At 49.1% G+C, this 16,990-nt stretch carries 20 protein-coding genes; 16 read left to right on the forward strand and 4 right to left on the reverse strand.

Annotation, left to right across the window (positions count from 1 at the left end; translation table 11 throughout):
• Nucleotides 1–418: 418 nt before the first annotated feature.
• The 7 genes from NBH01_RS23950 (at nucleotide 419) to NBH01_RS23980 (ending at nucleotide 5,239) form a co-directional block, all read left to right on the forward strand.
• Nucleotides 419–733, forward strand: a complete 315-nt coding sequence (locus tag NBH01_RS23950; protein WP_223805087.1) for a hypothetical protein — start codon at nucleotides 419–421, stop codon at nucleotides 731–733.
• A gap of 187 nt (nucleotides 734–920) precedes the next feature.
• Nucleotides 921–1,514, forward strand: a complete 594-nt coding sequence (locus NBH01_RS23955; RefSeq protein ID WP_223805086.1) for a hypothetical protein — start codon at nucleotides 921–923, stop codon at nucleotides 1,512–1,514.
• Between the two features lie 237 nt (nucleotides 1,515–1,751).
• Complete coding sequence (locus NBH01_RS23960) at nucleotides 1,752–2,264, forward strand: hypothetical protein (protein ID WP_117830036.1); 513 nt, start codon at nucleotides 1,752–1,754, stop codon at nucleotides 2,262–2,264.
• 30 nt (nucleotides 2,265–2,294) lie between these two features.
• On the forward strand, nucleotides 2,295–2,489 hold the full coding sequence (locus NBH01_RS23965) for a hypothetical protein (RefSeq protein ID WP_117702326.1): 195 nt from the start codon (nucleotides 2,295–2,297) through the stop codon (nucleotides 2,487–2,489).
• Between the two features lie 594 nt (nucleotides 2,490–3,083).
• Nucleotides 3,084–3,539 carry a transcription initiation factor IID gene (locus NBH01_RS23970; protein ID WP_117830035.1) on the forward strand — a complete coding sequence of 152 codons (456 nt, stop codon included), beginning with the start codon at nucleotides 3,084–3,086 and terminating at the stop codon, nucleotides 3,537–3,539.
• A 138-nt stretch (nucleotides 3,540–3,677) separates the two neighbouring features.
• Nucleotides 3,678–4,535 carry a helix-turn-helix transcriptional regulator gene (locus tag NBH01_RS23975; RefSeq protein ID WP_117830034.1) on the forward strand — a complete coding sequence of 286 codons (858 nt, stop codon included), beginning with the start codon at nucleotides 3,678–3,680 and terminating at the stop codon, nucleotides 4,533–4,535.
• Nucleotides 4,536–4,624: 89 nt separating this feature from the next.
• On the forward strand, nucleotides 4,625–5,239 hold the full coding sequence (locus NBH01_RS23980) for an RteC domain-containing protein (RefSeq protein WP_016661993.1): 615 nt from the start codon (nucleotides 4,625–4,627) through the stop codon (nucleotides 5,237–5,239).
• Nucleotides 5,240–5,314: 75 nt separating this feature from the next.
• Here the strand turns inward: NBH01_RS23980 and mobC are convergent, their stop codons facing one another.
• The 4 genes from mobC to NBH01_RS24000 form a co-directional block, all read right to left on the reverse strand.
• The gene (gene mobC, locus NBH01_RS23985; RefSeq protein WP_165859174.1) at nucleotides 5,315–7,327 is read right to left on the reverse strand and encodes a conjugal transfer protein MobC; all 2,013 of its coding nucleotides are present in this window, start codon (nucleotides 7,325–7,327) and stop codon (nucleotides 5,315–5,317) included.
• Nucleotides 7,328–7,373: 46 nt separating this feature from the next.
• Complete coding sequence (mobB, locus tag NBH01_RS23990) at nucleotides 7,374–8,600, reverse strand: conjugal transfer protein MobB (protein ID WP_117830032.1); 1,227 nt, start codon at nucleotides 8,598–8,600, stop codon at nucleotides 7,374–7,376.
• The gene (gene mobA / locus NBH01_RS23995; RefSeq protein ID WP_005643552.1) at nucleotides 8,575–9,021 is read right to left on the reverse strand and encodes a conjugal transfer protein MobA; all 447 of its coding nucleotides are present in this window, start codon (nucleotides 9,019–9,021) and stop codon (nucleotides 8,575–8,577) included. The genes mobB and mobA overlap by 26 nt, the downstream gene beginning before the upstream one ends.
• Nucleotides 9,022–9,338: 317 nt before the next feature.
• Nucleotides 9,339–9,533, reverse strand: a complete 195-nt coding sequence (locus NBH01_RS24000; protein ID WP_175456015.1) for a hypothetical protein — start codon at nucleotides 9,531–9,533, stop codon at nucleotides 9,339–9,341.
• A 285-nt stretch (nucleotides 9,534–9,818) separates the two neighbouring features.
• Here NBH01_RS24000 and NBH01_RS24005 point away from each other — a divergent pair, with 285 nt between their 5' ends.
• From NBH01_RS24005 to traJ, 9 genes are all read left to right on the forward strand, one after another.
• Nucleotides 9,819–10,577 carry a ParA family protein gene (locus NBH01_RS24005; protein WP_005651629.1) on the forward strand — a complete coding sequence of 253 codons (759 nt, stop codon included), beginning with the start codon at nucleotides 9,819–9,821 and terminating at the stop codon, nucleotides 10,575–10,577.
• A gap of 3 nt (nucleotides 10,578–10,580) precedes the next feature.
• On the forward strand, nucleotides 10,581–10,943 hold the full coding sequence (locus tag NBH01_RS24010; protein WP_117830031.1) for a DUF3408 domain-containing protein: 363 nt from the start codon (nucleotides 10,581–10,583) through the stop codon (nucleotides 10,941–10,943).
• A 12-nt stretch (nucleotides 10,944–10,955) separates the two neighbouring features.
• Nucleotides 10,956–11,678, forward strand: a complete 723-nt coding sequence (locus tag NBH01_RS24015; RefSeq protein WP_117830030.1) for a conjugal transfer protein — start codon at nucleotides 10,956–10,958, stop codon at nucleotides 11,676–11,678.
• Nucleotides 11,679–11,826: 148 nt separating this feature from the next.
• Nucleotides 11,827–12,126: a DUF4134 domain-containing protein gene (locus NBH01_RS24020; protein WP_005651623.1), complete on the forward strand. Its 300-nt coding sequence runs from the start codon at nucleotides 11,827–11,829 to the stop codon at nucleotides 12,124–12,126.
• 29 nt (nucleotides 12,127–12,155) lie between these two features.
• A complete protein-coding gene (locus NBH01_RS24025; RefSeq protein ID WP_007754671.1) occupies nucleotides 12,156–12,491 on the forward strand; it encodes a DUF4133 domain-containing protein in 336 nt (111 codons plus the stop codon).
• On the forward strand, nucleotides 12,476–14,986 hold the full coding sequence (locus NBH01_RS24030; protein WP_005651620.1) for a TraG family conjugative transposon ATPase: 2,511 nt from the start codon (nucleotides 12,476–12,478) through the stop codon (nucleotides 14,984–14,986). The genes NBH01_RS24025 and NBH01_RS24030 overlap by 16 nt, the downstream gene beginning before the upstream one ends.
• Before the next feature lie 6 nt (nucleotides 14,987–14,992).
• Nucleotides 14,993–15,265: a DUF3876 domain-containing protein gene (locus NBH01_RS24035; protein ID WP_016661987.1), complete on the forward strand. Its 273-nt coding sequence runs from the start codon at nucleotides 14,993–14,995 to the stop codon at nucleotides 15,263–15,265.
• A gap of 79 nt (nucleotides 15,266–15,344) precedes the next feature.
• Nucleotides 15,345–15,974 (forward strand): DUF4141 domain-containing protein, encoded by a 630-nt coding sequence (locus NBH01_RS24040; protein WP_005651616.1) that lies wholly within the window; start codon nucleotides 15,345–15,347, stop codon nucleotides 15,972–15,974.
• Between the two features lies 1 nt (nucleotide 15,975).
• Complete coding sequence (gene traJ / locus NBH01_RS24045; RefSeq protein WP_005651614.1) at nucleotides 15,976–16,983, forward strand: conjugative transposon protein TraJ; 1,008 nt, start codon at nucleotides 15,976–15,978, stop codon at nucleotides 16,981–16,983.
• The last annotated feature ends 7 nt before the right edge of the window (nucleotides 16,984–16,990 follow it).

Genomic DNA, 16,990 nt, shown 5'->3' on the forward strand with positions numbered 1-16,990 from the left:
TACCATTTAACTGTAATAATCGAATTATAAAGGCAACTTTTGTTCAATATCCCCAAGCGGGAAAGGGCAATAAATATCTAACAACGAAAGATAGCATCTAACGATGCTCCTTTCTAACCATTATAAACACTGTTGATTGAAAATGACGAAATATAAATTATTGTATATATTTTTTGGTATCCATATCTTATGTGGAATACTTGGTTTTATAGTAATATGTACAGTTCCAGAAACAGATCATATACGATGGAATATCGGATACATTATCGGATATACTTTCGTGTTATCTTTGATTTTTTCCTTCTTCATACACATTCCTAATAAATTACCCAAGGGGATCAAATATAGCATAAGAATATATAGAGGACTCTATTTGCTCGGTCTTATTATAGGTCTATTTGTTCCTAAAGGACTGTTCATGTTGTTGATATTATTCATTGATTATTCAAGCAATTCCAAGAAGATAGCCGAAGACGAACAATATATAATTCGTCATTATGTCACAGCATCACTATTTGACGACTATAATGAAAAGAGAGTATATAGGAAACAAGGAATAGTCGAGAAATATATTGGTAGTTTTGATGGTGGTGATATTATTCCACATAAGAGGTATGAGATACATTCTTTTCATATAGATGAGAGTAAAAATGTATTTATAGGACATGGTCATTCATTACTTGATGCCAAAGATACTGTCATGTCTTTTCCAATTGTAAAATCTTATAACTGAGTTTATAACAAGGTCGAGCCAACAGCTGAATGCTGTTCCTCACCAAACCATTATCAGCACTAAGAATATGAATATTCAACTTAAAAAATATACAAGGTTAACAGTGAAAATTACAATGATGGTTGTTTCATTATTCTGCTTATTTTCCGTAAGTTGTATCAACAAACAGAAAAGAGAGTACAGACATATGTGTGATAGTCTGAGCAAGATGGATTTTCCTCCAAGAGTTCTTGATACATTATTTTTCCGGAAGTATGGAAACGGAATTGAGGTTGATACTACATTCCCCAATGGAGAACAACATCTAATACAATTAGATTATGCAAACAACTATTATTATGCAATAGAGTACCCAAACATACCGATTATAGATGTGATGTCGTATGATGGAAAGGACGGAAAGCTGATAGACTGGCATCAACGATTTATTGACTGGAACAACATATCACCTTGGGTATGGTATGATAAAGAAGGAAACGTATGCGAATTGAGTGCTACTTGCTCCGAAGAGAAAGATTATATTTATCCTACTTACTCCATTCATCAGTTAATAGAGAAACTGAAACAGGAAAATATAGATTTGTTCCATAACACTTCCATATATTATGGAACAAACTATCGGGATGCTGATTCCATTCCATATAAAAAATGTGGATGGCATGTTATGATGAAAGATACCACCGTCTCTAATGATACTTGCAACATGACTGTGAGATTATATGATGGTAAAACAGGCAGATTATCAGATGTATATAGAGGAAGATGGCAGGGGGATAACTAAAACGAATATGCTGAAACAAGTACCTGTGCCACCTCACGGCGGCAAGATGCATCTCATTAGGCACAGCTTATAATAACCTATAAATGACAATAGTATGAAGAATTTGAAGAAACTTTGTGAATATTTTGCAGTCGCATTCCCCATAGTGCTGGTATGCGGCTTCATCGGACTTGTAATCAAAGAAGTGCAAAGTCGAGAAAACAACTTAATGTTATTTCTCACCAAACCATTAAAGGCATGAGGAATTTATTGGAAAAATATTACAACATCAATTTTTATTGCTCTTATAAGTTGCAGTTTTTCATTTTTAGGAGGATGCTAAATCTTTTCTATTGGCTAAGTTTCTCGAAATGGAAAAACGGCTATATAAATCGGTGCATTTCGACTAATAAGAGACAAGAAGCTGCCGGAATGGATAAAGGTGTCGATGTCTATATCAGCAGTATGGCGAGTAACACCCCATACATCATCAGTATTTGGGCATTCTGCCTTGTCTGCCTTGCTTGTATCAAGATTTTCAGGATAAGCCTATTAAGTATTTTGGGAAACGGTGTCTATTTTTTGCTTTTGATACTCATCGGGATATGCGGGTATTATGTCAATGAAATATTCTTATTCAAGGGGGACAAATACAGGAAATATTTCGCCGAGTTTGACAAAAAGAAAAGGTATCTGCTCTACTACGGCATCTATGTCGTTTCCCTGATTATACGGTTAGCGACATTCTATTTATTGCTCGCCAGCGCATGAGGGAATACAAACTGAAAAGTAAAAATAGTTATGAGCTATATTACAGCAGAAAGATTGGGAAGAGTTCTTATATGGGCATGGAACAAGTATGTGAAGAAAACTGCCATTCCTTACAAGGAAATTGACTTTCATTATTCGGATTGGGTCTTTCTCCTGACAGGGCTTGTCTTTTTTGGAATTGTGCTGGGTATGACCCTGCTTTATTTTGCATTTTGGAGAACATAATTCATCGACTATATATGAGTAAAAGAATAAAAAAAACAGATAACTATTTTGAACGAGTGAAGCAACGTGCCAACCGGACGAATTACAGGTATTATTTTTTTGATTACCTGTACTTCAAAGGTGAGCAAGGTCATAAAATGAGGTCCCGATGTTCAGGGGTACTCATGCTATCCTTATATTGGTGGTTTATAATAGAAATCCCGTGTATTCCGCTATTTGACAGAAACTTGCCACATACATGGTATTTGTTATGTTGTATGGGAATGTTTCTTTTTCCTGTCTTGTTTTGCCTTGTTAGGTATCGAAAAGATAGAACATCTGCATTAGTAAACCATTATCGTCATTCGTCCAAAAATAAGATTACGATAACTTTGCTACTATTACTTCCTATGGTATTATGTGGATTTGAGCTATGGCTATTAGCTAAGTTGGGATGGATTATTTGTAAATGGTGTTAGAATACAATCCGGTGTATATATAAGGTATATTGTTTATTTGTAAAGAAGTAGAGAATGAAAACGAAATTAAAATACCCGATATTCAGCTTTGCCCCCAAAGGCTTGGCTATGGATTATAGGATAGAAGATTGAGCATATGAGGACAAGAGAATATTCGACAGACGAGCTGTTGCTAATCGCCAATAACGTAACCGGCGAATATACCGACAAGCAGGTACGGCAGGCAAAGCTGGAACTGTACAACCGAGGTGTGGACGACAAGGTGATCGCCGACATCATGGAAGAGAAGGAGGAAGCCTTCATGCGACGGCTGGATGCCGCCGCACGTGCTGAGAAAGCCCGCATGGACAAACAGAACGAGAAGAACAGGAATGTCAGTTACCGATGGTGGGAAATGCTCGTCATATTTATATTTGCACCGTTCTATCTGTGCAGGCAGCACTATCTGCCAAGCGACTTCTTCCCCAAACTGAAACAGCTGAAAGCCGAAAAGTATGATTTGAAATTCAGGCAACGGATCATCTGTCTGCTTGCCGGAGATATGGTCTGGATTTTCATCTACTGGGTGTATTATTCCTTTGTAAAGAATTAAAGGATGAGATGAAGTCCCTAATTCCATTTCCAGACACGGAAGCATTTCCGGCGAAAAACGGAAGCGGTTACCGGTCTATGGCGGTTATCTTTGCAGGATTTCATACATTACCGATTTATCCATTTAAAAAACATTATCATGGAAACGAAGTTTATCGAACAGCTGGTGATGGCCGTACCGGAATCACTGAGAGAAACAACCCTTGCCCTCCAAACGGAAGTGGAGGAACTGCTAAAGGCGAAAAGTACGAAAAAATTCCTTGTACTGGAACCCTATTCCCGGAATACGGAACTGTGCCGCCATATCCTGCGGCGTATGGAAAAACTGCCCGAACTGCCTTCCGTGTCATGCAAAGAGTACCGGCCATTGCTGATGCTGCTCTCCCTCTCCAAAGAGGTGGAGATACAGAACGACCTGCTGCACCATTTCGTCGAGCCTTACCGGAAAGCGTACCGCACGCCGGAGATGCTCTATCTGTGCGAGGTGCTGTACCATACCGGCACTCCACAACCCCTGTACAACATGTGTAATGAGGTATGCGACTACTTCTTCGTGGAACGGCGCAAACAGATCAGCCGGCAGTACACACCGCTTACCGAGCTGGATTTCCAGTTTGCCGAGAAACGGCTGAAGCCGCTGTATGCCGCCGTGTTCCGGATGAAGGTGAACCGCTACAGCTACCGGACGCACAGTGTGGAGGAACTCGCCGGAATGTTCTGCATGAGCGTTTCGACCTTCCGTGACAAGTTCCGCAAGATCTACCACCGCCCGGCCAACAGATGGCTCCAGGAACAACGTATCGGACAGATACGGCGGGACTTGAAATATTACTATGACCGTCCGCTAATGGAAATAGCCGAGAAGAACGGATTCGCATCGGCCAACCGTTTCTGGGAGTTCTGTACGGAACAGATGAAGCAAAGTCCGAGCGAGCTGCACAAGGATCTGTACGATGAACTGTGCAAGGAACGCCGTAAGTTCTATCTGGGCGAATAGACACCGGCATTTTCGGCGAAAAGCGGAACAGGCATGTCGGGCAAAGCGCTTACATTGAAGCCATTTTCATACTTAAACGAAAAAACATTATGAAATTATTCAATGTTACCCCTTATCTCCTGTTGCTGGAACAAGAGAACAGCAACGAGGAAACACTGTCGAAAGCCAATGCCGAGTTCGTAAAGGAAGTGTACGAGCTACAACGTGCGGAGAACGACATCACCATTGTCCTTTTCCAGCTGCAATACCTGAGTTGCAGGCTGGTCATCCTGCGCGAGCATTACCGCACGGCACAGAAGGAACATCTGATCTGCTACTCCTATATCATCGGCACTCTGACCTATCTGGAAGGGATGCAAGCCCACTGCAAGTTCGCCTATGAGATACATCCGGCGGGTGCGGATGTTTCCACCGTACCGGCCGGAACCCCTCCGGTCATCTGGACATCGGAAGTGATAAATCTGATAGAGTTGCTGTACGCCTGCCACGAACTGAAACTGTTCAACGGCGGTGATGTCACGCTGAAGCGTGTGGTGGAACACGTGTGCGGACTGCTGGGACTGGATGTGAAGAACGCTTCGAGCTACTACGCACGGATACGCAGGCGAAAGGCGGACGAGCGTACCTACTTCATCGACCGCCTGCGTGAAGTGCTGCTCAAACGGATGGAAGAAGATGACGAGAAACATTACCATAGAAGGTAATCCGATTTCCGGAACGAACGGAATCCCCTGCAAGCCATAGCCGCTTACAGGGGATTTTTTCCGTTCGGCACATCGTCATTTGTTCAGTTCCAGAAGGTGCTTGAGGGCGGGATCGCTGGCGATGCGCTCCAGCTCGTCGGCCACGATCCGTTTGACATCCTCCTTAATCCGGTTGTAGTTTTCCTGTACCATTTCCTTCATGTGATCCACTCCGTCATCGTCCACGAAGCCGGTGATAACGGGTATCTTCCGATATGCCTTCTCCTCTTCGGCTATTTTCCCGGCATCGACGACAATCTCGCAGTGGAAGATTTTCTGCTCAATCCTCTCCCCGAAATTGTCGGCTACGGAGCCGACGAACATCCCCTGTGTCAGCCCGCTGATCTTGCTGGGTGGAATGAGGCTGTCCATTTGGGTGGATATGGAGGTGGAAACATCCTGCCGGTTGATGGAGATGGAGTGGCGTTTCTGAAGTATCTTGCCGAACCTCTCGCTGAGAGTCTTGGCCGTTTCCCCCACGACCTGCCCCGAAAAGATGTTGCCAACCGTGTTGATGATCACCTTCGCCTCCTTGTCGGTATAGTCACGGATAAGCTGGCTGAAATCCTGAAAACCGAGCAGCACGGCGACCTTGTTGCTGCGTGCGGTGGCTATCAGGTTATCCAGCCCCTTGATGAAAATGGTGGGCAACTCATCAATGATGATGGAGCTTTTCAGCCTGCCCTTCTTATTGACAATCTTTACAATACGGCTGTTGTACAGGCCGAGCGCAGCACCATAGATCGCCTGCCGGTCGGGATTGTTGCCTATGCAGAGGATTTTCGGCTCGTCGGGATTGTTGATGTCCAAAGAGAACTCGTCGGCAGACATCACCCAATAGAGTGCCGGCGAAATCATACGGGACAGGGGAATCTTCGCACTGGCGATCTGTCCCATGAGCTGGTCGGCGGCTCCCGCCAGCCACGCATCGAGGAAAGGACTGAGGTAGTTCTCCAGTTCGGGATAGGAGGACATGATGGGAAAGATCTGCTCGTAAGGCTTGTTGAGGAACTCGACGGCATGGGGGAAGGTGCAATACCTGCCGTCCTTGTACACCCGCAGAAACCAGATGATGGCGGCAAAGAGAATGGTGGGCGACTCAACGAAGAAATCGCCCTGCTTCGCCGCCCACGACCGGTTGAGATTGAGCATGATGCTGTACGAACTCTCGTAAGCATCGGAGATGTCGGTCATGAACTTCGGGTTGAGGGGATTGCAGCGGTGGCTGCGTGAGGGATCGTCGAAGTTGATGACATAGAACTTCGGCGGCACTTTGTACCCCTCCAAATGGTTGAGCAGGTGATTGTAAGCAATGGTGGAGAGGTCGGGAAACTTGAAATCGTAGATATAGGCGGCATAGCCTTTCTCTATCTGCTGTTTGATATAGGAATTTACCACTGCAAAAGACTTTCCCGAACCGGGCGTTCCCAGTACGATGGAGGCACGGAAAGGGTTCACGACATTGATCCAGCCGTTGTTCCACTTCTTGCCATAATAGAACCGTGTCGGCAGATTTACAGAATATTCGTTTTCGATAAGCCTTGTTTCCTGCATGAAACTTTCGTTCTCGTTGTTGAACACATCGTCCATAAGGTCCTGTTTGAGAAGGCGGGAGATCCATACACCTGCGGCAAGCAGGCAGAGATAGCCGACGGCAAGAGTGAGTATATAAAAGGCGGTGCGTGCCATTAACGGTACGGGCAGGCTGAGCAGCCACCAGTTGAAAAAGAAGAGGACAACACCTGCGGAAAGGGCTGTCCAGATATGCGCCCATTTGATTTTTTCCTCCTTTACACCCTTCGTGCCCAGACACGACAGGGCAAGGAAGGTAACGGAGAAAAGCTTTGTCCAAAGGATGGAGCCGAACAACCCGGTCGTGCGCTGGAAGTTCAGCAGAATCCTGTCCACCACTCCGATACTGACATTCCACTCCCGGATGGCCGGATAGCAGAACCAATAGATATTGACAACTACGAACAACACGCTGAGGGCACGCATAAAGTCCATGACTTTCGCCAGTCCCCTGAGATCATCTTCTTGTGACATAATACTGAGTTTTAAAAAGTTATCGTCTTGATAATTATGTAATACGGGTTCAGTCCTGACGGCCGTAACGCCGACGGCGTTTCTTCTTGTCGGGCTTCAGTAGCCTGGGATGCCGGGGGACATAGTTCAGCTCCGGCTCCATGCCGGAAAGTAGCCCTCCCAGAATTTTCTCCCCGTTTCCGGAAACCACAGCGGACGGAACGGACGGCAGAAGTGGCGGCAGGAGATCTTGTGGCCGCTCCTGAAAGCATCTGTCCAGCGTGTTCGCCGAAAACTCCTTGCCCAGACGTGAGCCGTTGAGCACGGTGCGGCTGCGGTGGTCTATAAAGGTAACGCCATAAATCCTGCCGGTTCCGTTGCGGCGGAGAACCAAGTCTATCTGTTCTTTCGCCAGCCGGCTACGGAAATCCCGTTCGTCCACGGATCGGCGCAAAGCTTCGGCCACTAACGGCCGAAGCCGTTCACGGCACGGGTCGGACTTGATTCTTGCGGCGGATTCCCGCATCTTCCTATCCAACTGCTGTGCACCGGCCGTTTTTCCCAGCCGGGAGGACTTTATGGGAGTGGCCGCCGTTTCGCCGTTGCCGTCCAAAGCGGTATAGAGTATGCCGTGATAGGTGCGTCCGCCAATTTCCCCCTTCACTTCTTCCACTCCTATATTATACAGGGAAAGCAGGGCACGGAGTTCGCCCATTGTGCGGAAGCTGTAAAGCTCGAGCAGGGGTTTGAGGGTACAGGCGATCTGCCGTTTGATGTCCCCTTTGGCAACATCTACCGGCTTCAGCTGCCACTCTTCGCCTTTCTTCCGGCCTTCCGCCGGATGCAGGCCGTATTTCTGCTCCAGAAGTTCGGTAATCTCCTTGCTGCGACGGTATTCGAACTTGTCGGATACTTTCCTTCCCTCACTATCGACACGCAGGGAAACGATGTGGATATGATGCCGGCCGATGTCCTCGTGCTTGAAGACAAGATAGGGCTGGTTGCCGTAACCGAGCCGCTGCATGTATTCCCTGCCGATTTCCGCCAGCTGCCCGTCGGTCAGCACGTCGTCGGGATGCGGGTTGAGGGAGATGTGTATGACCGGCTTCTCGGTGCGGTAATGGTTCGGCATCCATTCGAGAAACTGCCTCACGGATTCATCCGGACGGAAACGCCCGTCTTCGGGATAACGGAGGAGATGTGCCGACAGGATTTTCGCACCGCCTTCATCGACCTTGTTCTGGTTGTAGGCCAATGCACCGTACAAGTTCTTACCCACGCTGATCCTGGCTACCATGTGAGGCGAGTTTTTGGGAAAGTTCGACAATCCGGCGGTTCAGCTCCACGAGTTCAAGGGTGAGCTTTTCAAGTCTGTAAAGCAGTGCCAACGCTTTCTTTTCGGTGAAATGGATGTGCAACTCCTTGACTGCCTGATTGTAATTCACTCCTATGGCACGGAACTGCCGGAACAGTTCCGTGAGCTTGGCCACATACTCCATTGTGGCACGGTCTGTCCGGATCACCCTGAACTCCTCGTTAAAGATCCGTGCGGCGATGAACTTGGATTTGGACAACAGGCCGGACTGCTCAAACATGGTGAGAAACCGTGCATGGCCGGCTTCGTCCAGATTGACGGTTTCACGGCGGACGGCCGGGTTCGACTTGGGCAATCTGCCCCCTTTTCCCCGTGTGCGGGGACGCTTTTTCTCGTTGTTCATATATACGTTTTTTATGTGGTACAATTCCACCGGGTGGCATTGCCGCCGTCTGTTTCTCCCCCACAATTTGCGACTTCGGAGCAAATTGCAGCCCCCTGCAAGGGCAAGCGTTTTTTGCTGCAAAACGGAGTGGTGCTGCAAAAAACACAGCTTGCTATGTTCGGGCGAACATAAATCTTTCCTCTCCGAAGAGGAAAGAGCGCTTTCGGGGGAAAGCGGGGATTGACGACCGACGAAGGCAAACAGCCCACTTCCGGTTGGATGCCGCAAAGTTAGGAAGTGATATAATCAGTTGTATATCACCAATATTAGCCACATTATGCCAAATAGAAGCCACTTGTACACACAGGTGGAACAGGAGGAAAAACGGGCGGCCGATGATGGCTGAACCAACGGCTGAGAATGTGCCTGAATGGGATGCGTAATGGCGGACTGAATGCCCAACCGGTCAGATAACCAATCAGACGGTCAGCCGTTGCAACGTTAGTGCGGTCGTCCGGCTGACCAGCCAACCAAGCGGATAACCTTTTGTTCGGGCAACCTGTTCATCGGTCGGTTGTTTCCTTGGCTGATTATCCGACAGGCAATACAATCCAATAATATCATGTATGGTCGGACAAGTATCCTATTGGCCAATCAGACGGACAATACTTCGGTCGGTCGGCTGTTCAGTCAGCCATTCCACGTCAGGAGCCGGCCACTCGAACCCCTCCGTTCCCAAACCATGAATTCCCCTTCTTTTTCCTTCTTTATTTGCGGCGTTGATTCAAAAGTATCATTTGTAAACAAACTGCATCATGGAAAAAGAAACACTCTTTATCGCCTTTTCCACGCAAAAAGGCGGAGCGGGAAAAACAACGCTGACCGTGCTGGTGGCAAGTTACCTGCACTATGTGAAAGGGATGAATGTAGCGGTGGTGGATTGCGACTACCCGCAACACAGCATTGCCGAGATGAGAAAACGTGACCTGAAAACGGTCATGGAGGACGAGCATTACAAACTGATGGCGTACAGGCAACTGCAACGGATAAGGAAGAAAGCCTATCCGATAGCGGAGAGTACGGCTGAGGATGCTGTCGCAAAGGCGGACGAACTGCTGGAAAAGATGCCGGAAACGGACATCGTGTTCTTCGACCTGCCGGGCACGGTAAACAGTACGGGCGTGTTGAACACGCTGGCGAACATGGACTATGTCTTTTCCCCCATTGCCGCCGACAGGGTGGTAATGGAAAGCACACTCCGCTTTGCGAGCCGGCTGAATGACACGCTGATCGCTACGGGCAAGACGAATATCAAAGGTCTGTACCTTCTGTGGAACATGGTGGACGGCCGGGAGAAATCGGAACTGTACAAGGTGTACGAACAGGTGATCGGCGAGCTGGGACTGAAAGTGCTGAATACCTTCCTGCCGGACAGCAAACGGTTCCGCCGTGAGCTGACGGGGGAACATAGGGCATTGTTCCGTTCCACGCTGTTTCCTGCGGACGGTACGCTGGTCAAAGGCAGCAACCTGAAAGAGATTACGGAAGAACTGTTGTCCATTATCAAAAAGTAGGCTATGGGAAACGAACGGAAAAAAATAAACCTGACGGACATTGACGAGGACTCCATAGTCGCCTCGTTCAAGGAAAGCCGGCAGACGGACGGGCAGGTACAAGCAGTCGGAAATAATGGACAGTCCGGTGAAGAGAACGGATATGTCCGTCTGTTCATCCACGAGTCACCGGTCTGCGCACGGCTTGGCAAGACAATCTACCTTCGTAAGGAGTTCCATGAACGGATTCAGAAGATTGTCCAGACAATCGGGAACAACGAGATGTCCATTTTCAGCTATGTGGACAATGTGCTGGAACAGCACTTTTCCACCTATCAGGACGAGATTACGAAGGAATACAGAAAACGAAGTACCGAACTGTTTTAAACCCCGGAAATCATGTCAGCAATCTTATTCTTACTTACCGGCGGCTATCTGCTGTGGATAGCCGCCTACCTCTTCCACGAGCGGAACAGCCGGAGGAAGAAAACGGAAAAAGCCGGGCAGATCCTTACCCGGATGGCGGTGGACGTGAGCGAGATTTTAGGCAAAAGCACATTTTCCCTTAGCCACTCCACGCCACAAACACCCGAAAAAATTGAAAACGAAAAATCTGTAAGTGAAGCAGATACTTTTGCACCGGAGAAAGAAAAGTACCCGAAAACAGTTTCCGCCGAGGAACTGGACAAGCTGTTTGCGGAAGGGAGTCCGCTGCCGGAAGAACTGGAACTGATGGAAGATATGGATGTTCCGCTGGAGTTCCGGAAAGAACCGGCAGATGACAATCCTCCGGTAGATGATGACGAGCAGGACAGACGCCTGCCGGGATGCACGCCGCAAGCCACGGGCATCCGCTTCGAGGACATGGGACTGGCGGTGCGTGTGGCGGTCAGCGGTGAAGCAGCCAGTGAGGAGGAAAGGATTCAGGCCGGAAAGACGCTGGCGGAACTTCGCAACACCCCGATGTTCGAACAGCTGACCTCCGGCGATGCGGAACGTGAGGAACGGATCGGCTCGCTGATAGAACTGCACCTTGCGGCATACCGCAAGCGTAAACAGCCGGACAGCGAACCGGCGGCAGAAACCATACCGGACACTTTCTCCATAAGCGATATTGTCTAACGAATAAAGTAAAACGTACATGAAAAAAAGAGATTACGGATAGCTGACGGTTCATTCTTACCAGTAGAAATCCAGACAAATTTAATTAACAACCGGATACGGCGGACTCTTCCCTCCGTCGTGTCCCTCATTCAAATCCATTTATTTTATGAACACGAAACAACTTGTATTAGTGGCGGTCATGCTAATCGCCACAGGCTCGCTCCATGCGCAGGGAAACGGCTCGGCCGGTATCGCAGAGGCGACGAAAATGGTAACAAGCTACTTTGATCCGGGAACGAAGCTGTGCTACGCAATCGGAGCCGTGATCGGCTTGGTCGGCGGGATTAAAGTGTACAATAAGTTCAGTTCCGGCGATCCGGACGTAAGCAAGGTGGCATCCTCCTGGTTCGGTGCGTGCATCTTTCTGATTGTCGCCGCCACTATCCTGCGTTCGTTCTTCCTCTAAGGGACAGATTCGCCTATATAATAATGTATATGGACTATGAACTGAACAAGGGGATCGGCGAGAGTGCGGAGTTCAAGGGACTCAAGGCGCAATACCTTTTTATTTTCGCCGGCGGGCTGCTGGCTCTGTTCGTGCTGTTTGTCATTCTCTATATGGCCGGTGTCGGCCAATGGCTCTGCATCGCTTTCGGTGTAACCTCCGCATCCGCACTGGTCTGGCTGACATTCCACCTGAACGGCAAGTTCGGAGAACACGGACTGATGAAGCTGCTGGCCAGAAAACAGCACCCCCGTTACCTGATCAACCGGATCAGTCCCCGAAAATTATTCACGATTAAAAAGAAGAATGTATGCGGAACACACTAAAGGCCGCCACATTGGAAAGCAAGTTCCCGCTTCTCGCCGTCGAAGCGGACTGTATCATCTCCAAAGATGCGGACATCACCGCCGTCTTTGAGGTGGAGCTGCCCGAACTCTTCACGGTAACGGCAGCTGAATACGAGGCTATCCATGCGGCATGGGCAAAGGCAATCAAGGTATTGCCCAATTATACGGTGGTACATAAACAGGACTGGTTTATCCGGGAGGATTACCGCAGCCAGACGGACAAGGAAAATCTAAGTTTCCTTTCCCGGAGCTACGAGATGCACTTCAACGAACGTCCTTTCCTGAACCATAAATGCTATCTGTACCTGACCAAGACGACGAAAGAACGCATGAGGATGCAGAGCAGCTTCTCTTCGCTGTGCAGGGGATTCATCATCCCCAAGGAGGTGGACAAGGATACCACCGCCCATTTTCTGGATACGGTGGGACAATTCGCCCGTATCGTGAACGATACAGGGCTGGTACACCTAAGACGGCTCGTCGGTGATGAGATTACCGGCACGGAGGATAAGGCCGGACTGGTGGAGAAATATTTCTGTCTGTCAATGGAAAATACCACTGCGCTGGAAGACATCGAACTCGGAGATGACGGCCTGCGTGTCGGCGACAAGCACGTTTCGGTACATACGCTATCGGAACTGGATGCGTTGCCCAACAAGGTGGGTACGGACTGCCGGTATGAAAGGCTGTCAACGGACAAAAGCGACTGCAAGCTGTCATTCGCCAGTCCGGTAGGCCTGCTGCTCTCGTGCAACCACCTGTACAACCAGTATATCTTTCTGGATGACAGCGGCGAGAACCTGCAACGTTTTGAAAAGAGCGCACGCAACATGCAGTCGCTCTCGAAGTACTCACGGAGCAACCAGATCAACAAGGAGTGGATTGACCTGTACCTGAATGACGCACACTCTTTCGGGCTTACCTCGGTACGTGCCCACTGCAACGTCATCGCATGGACGGACAACCCGATGGAGGTGAAGAACATGCGCAATGACGTGGGCAGCCAGATCGCCATGATGGAGTGCAAGCCACGCCATAATACGGTGGACGCCGCCACGCTGTACTGGGCGGCAATGCCGGGAAACGGCGCTGACTTCCCGGCAGAGGAGAGCTTCTATACGTTCATCGAACAGGCCCTCTGCTTCTGGGTGGAAGAAACGAACTACCGCAGCTCCGTTTCACCTTTCGGACTGAAGATGTCAGACCGTATCAGCGGAAAACCGCTGCACGTGGACATCTCCGACCTGCCGATGAAACGTGGCGTAACCACAAACCGAAATAAATTCGTATTGGGCGGCTCCGGTAGCGGCAAGTCATTCTTCATGAATCATTTGGCGAGGCAGTATTATGAACAGGGCACACACGTGGTATTGATCGACACGGGGAACAGCTATCAGGGACTTTGCTCGCTGATACACCAGAAAACCGGCGGCAAGGACGGCATCTATTTCACTTATACGGACGAAAACCCGATAGCGTTCAACCCTTTTTTCACGGATGATAAGGTTTTCGACATTGAGAAACGAGAGAGTATCAAGACACTGATCCTCACACTCTGGAAAAAGGACAACGAACCGGCGACACGTTCGGAAGAAGTGGCGCTGTCCAATGCGGTGGCCCTGTATATCAGGCGCATCAAGGAGGATGAAAGCATCGTTCCCTCGTTCAACACCTTCTACGAGTTCGTGAAAACGGACTACCGGAAGATACTGGAAGAGAAGGGAGTCCGGGAAAAGGATTTCGACCTTGCGGGTTTCCTGAACGTGCTGGAGCCTTATTACCGTGGCGGAGAATATGATTTCCTGCTTAACTCCGACAAGCAGCTCGACCTGCTCGGCAAACGGTTTATCGTATTCGAAATCGATCAGATCAAAGACCACCCCATTCTTTTCCCGGTAACGACTATCATCATCATGGAGTTGTTTATCAACAAGATGCGCCGTCTGAAAGGGGTGCGCAAGATGATCATCATAGAGGAAGCGTGGAAGGCTATCGCCAAGGAAGGGATGGCGGACTACATCCGCTATCTTTTCAAGACTGTCCGCAAATTTTACGGAGAGGCGGTTGTGGTGACGCAGGAAGTCGATGACATCATTTCCTCGCCTATCGTAAAGGAGTCCATAGTGAACAACAGCGACTGCAAGATTCTGCTTGACCAGAGGAAGTACCTTAACAAGTTCTCGCAGATACAGTCCCTGCTGGGACTGACGGACAAGGAAAAGGCGCAGATTCTGTCGGTGAACATGTCCAATGACCCGAAACGCAAATACAAGGAAGTCTGGTTCGGATTGGGGGGCGTACAGTCAACGGTGTACGCCACGGAGGTATCGCCCGAAGAATATCTGTGCTACACGACCGAAGAGAGCGAGAAGGTGGAAGTGGAACAACTGGCGAAACAGCTGGACGGCAATATCGAACTGGCTATCCGAAGGCTTGCGGAAAAGAAACGGAATCAAAGCAATGAAATACCGTAAATGCCTATGGAGTATGAAACCTTGTTTCCGCTCTACTGGATATGCGGGGAGTGGAAAAGCAACCGCAAGTCGCCGCCCGTTACCGTATTCCGTGACGGTGGCGCATACAAGATTGCCCTGACCTACCACCTTGATGCGGTGGTGGTAGGCACGATCCACCAAAGCGGCGGCATCATCTGGGCAGACCTGCTGGGGAGGGTGCAGCTCGCTTATGACCGGGAGGAAGACCGGCTGGTGCTGGCTACCGAAGGGATCTATGTACGTGCGGATGACTCATAGGGAAAATGGAGAACCCCGGTTCTCCCGTAAATGACAGTAACAACTATCCGATTTATTCAACATTAAAATTTTAAAAGACATGAAACGAATTATGGCTGTCTGCCTGGCCGGGCTTCTTTGCCCGATTATGGCAGTAAAGGCACAATGGGTGACGTTCGATCCCTCGAACTTTGCACAAAGCATCGTGAATACAACCCGCAATGTGGTGCAGACCACGACGACGGCAGAAAATATGGTGAAGAATTTTCAGGAAACAGTCAAGATCTACGAACAGGGGAAGCGTTATTACGACGCATTGAAAGCGGTCAACAATCTGGTTAAGGATGCCCGCAAGGTACAGCAGACCGTTCTTCTGGTCGGTGAAATATCGGACATCTATGTAAACTCTTTCCAGAAAATGCTGACGGACGAGAACTATACGCCGGACGAGCTTTCGGCAATCGCTTCCGGATATGCGAAGATGCTGGAAGAGAGCAGCGGTATGCTGAACGAGATGAAGACGGTCGTAACCTCCACCAGCCTTTCCATGACGGATAAGGAGCGCATGGATGTGATCGACCGTGTGTACCGTGACGTAAGAAACCAACGCAATCTGGTCAGGTATTACACGAACCGGAACATCGGCATCTCTTACCTGCGTGCAAAAAAGAAGAACGATACCCGAAGGGTGCTGGACTTGTACGGAACGGACAATCAAAAATACTGGTGACATGACGGGCGAAGAAACTTTCAGCAACCTTCACGAAGTGTTGCGCAACCTTTATGACGAGATGATGCCGCTCTGTTCGGACATCACGGGTGTGGCTACCGGAGTGGCCGCACTGGGTGCACTGTTCTATGTGGCCTCACGGGTGTGGCAGGCTCTTTCGAGAGCCGAGCCGATTGACATTTACCCGCTCTTCAGACCTTTTTGTCTGGGTGCGTGCATCATGTTCTTCCCCACATTCGTTCTGGGAACTCTCAACGGCATCATGAGTCCTGTGGTTACCGGCTGCCACGATATAATGGAAGGCCAGACGCTGAACATACGGGAGTATTCCGAGAAGCGGCAGAAGCTGGAATACGAAGCGATGACAAGGAATCCGGAAACGGCGTATCTGGTCGACAACGAGGAATATGAACGCCAGATCGAGGATCTGGGATGGTCGCCTTCGGACTTGAAAGCAATGGCGGGCATGGCGGCGGAGCGCTTCAAATACCAGGCCAGGCAGGGCGTGAACAATTTTCTCCGCAGCTTTCTGGAACTGCTGTTCCAATCGGTTTCGCTGGTACTGGACACGCTGAGAACCTTCTTCCTGATCGTATTGAGCATTCTGGGGCCCCTGTCGTTCGCCATATCGGTGTACGACGGCTTCCACAATACGATGATCCAATGGATTTGCCAGTATATCAGCATCTATCTGTGGCTGCCCATATCCGACCTGTTCAGTTCCGTGCTGGCAAGGATTCAGGTACTGATGATCGAAAAGGACATCGCCGCACTGAGCGATCCCGCCTATGTGCCCGACGTGAACAATTCCGCTTACATCATCTTCATGCTGATAGCCATTGTGGGGTATTTCACCATTCCGACAGTATCCACATGGGTGATTCAGGCATCGGGAGCCGGCAACTACGGCAAGCAGGTCAACTCGTGGTCATTGAAGGGCGGACGTGCGGCTGCCGCTGTTTCCGGTGCAGCCGTCGGCCATGTAGCCGGCAAGTTAAGAGGCAGATAACCCAATA

This window comes from Bacteroides sp. B1-V-101 (assembly GCF_023656585.1).
Lineage (GTDB): Bacteria > Bacteroidota > Bacteroidia > Bacteroidales > Bacteroidaceae > Bacteroides > Bacteroides thetaiotaomicron.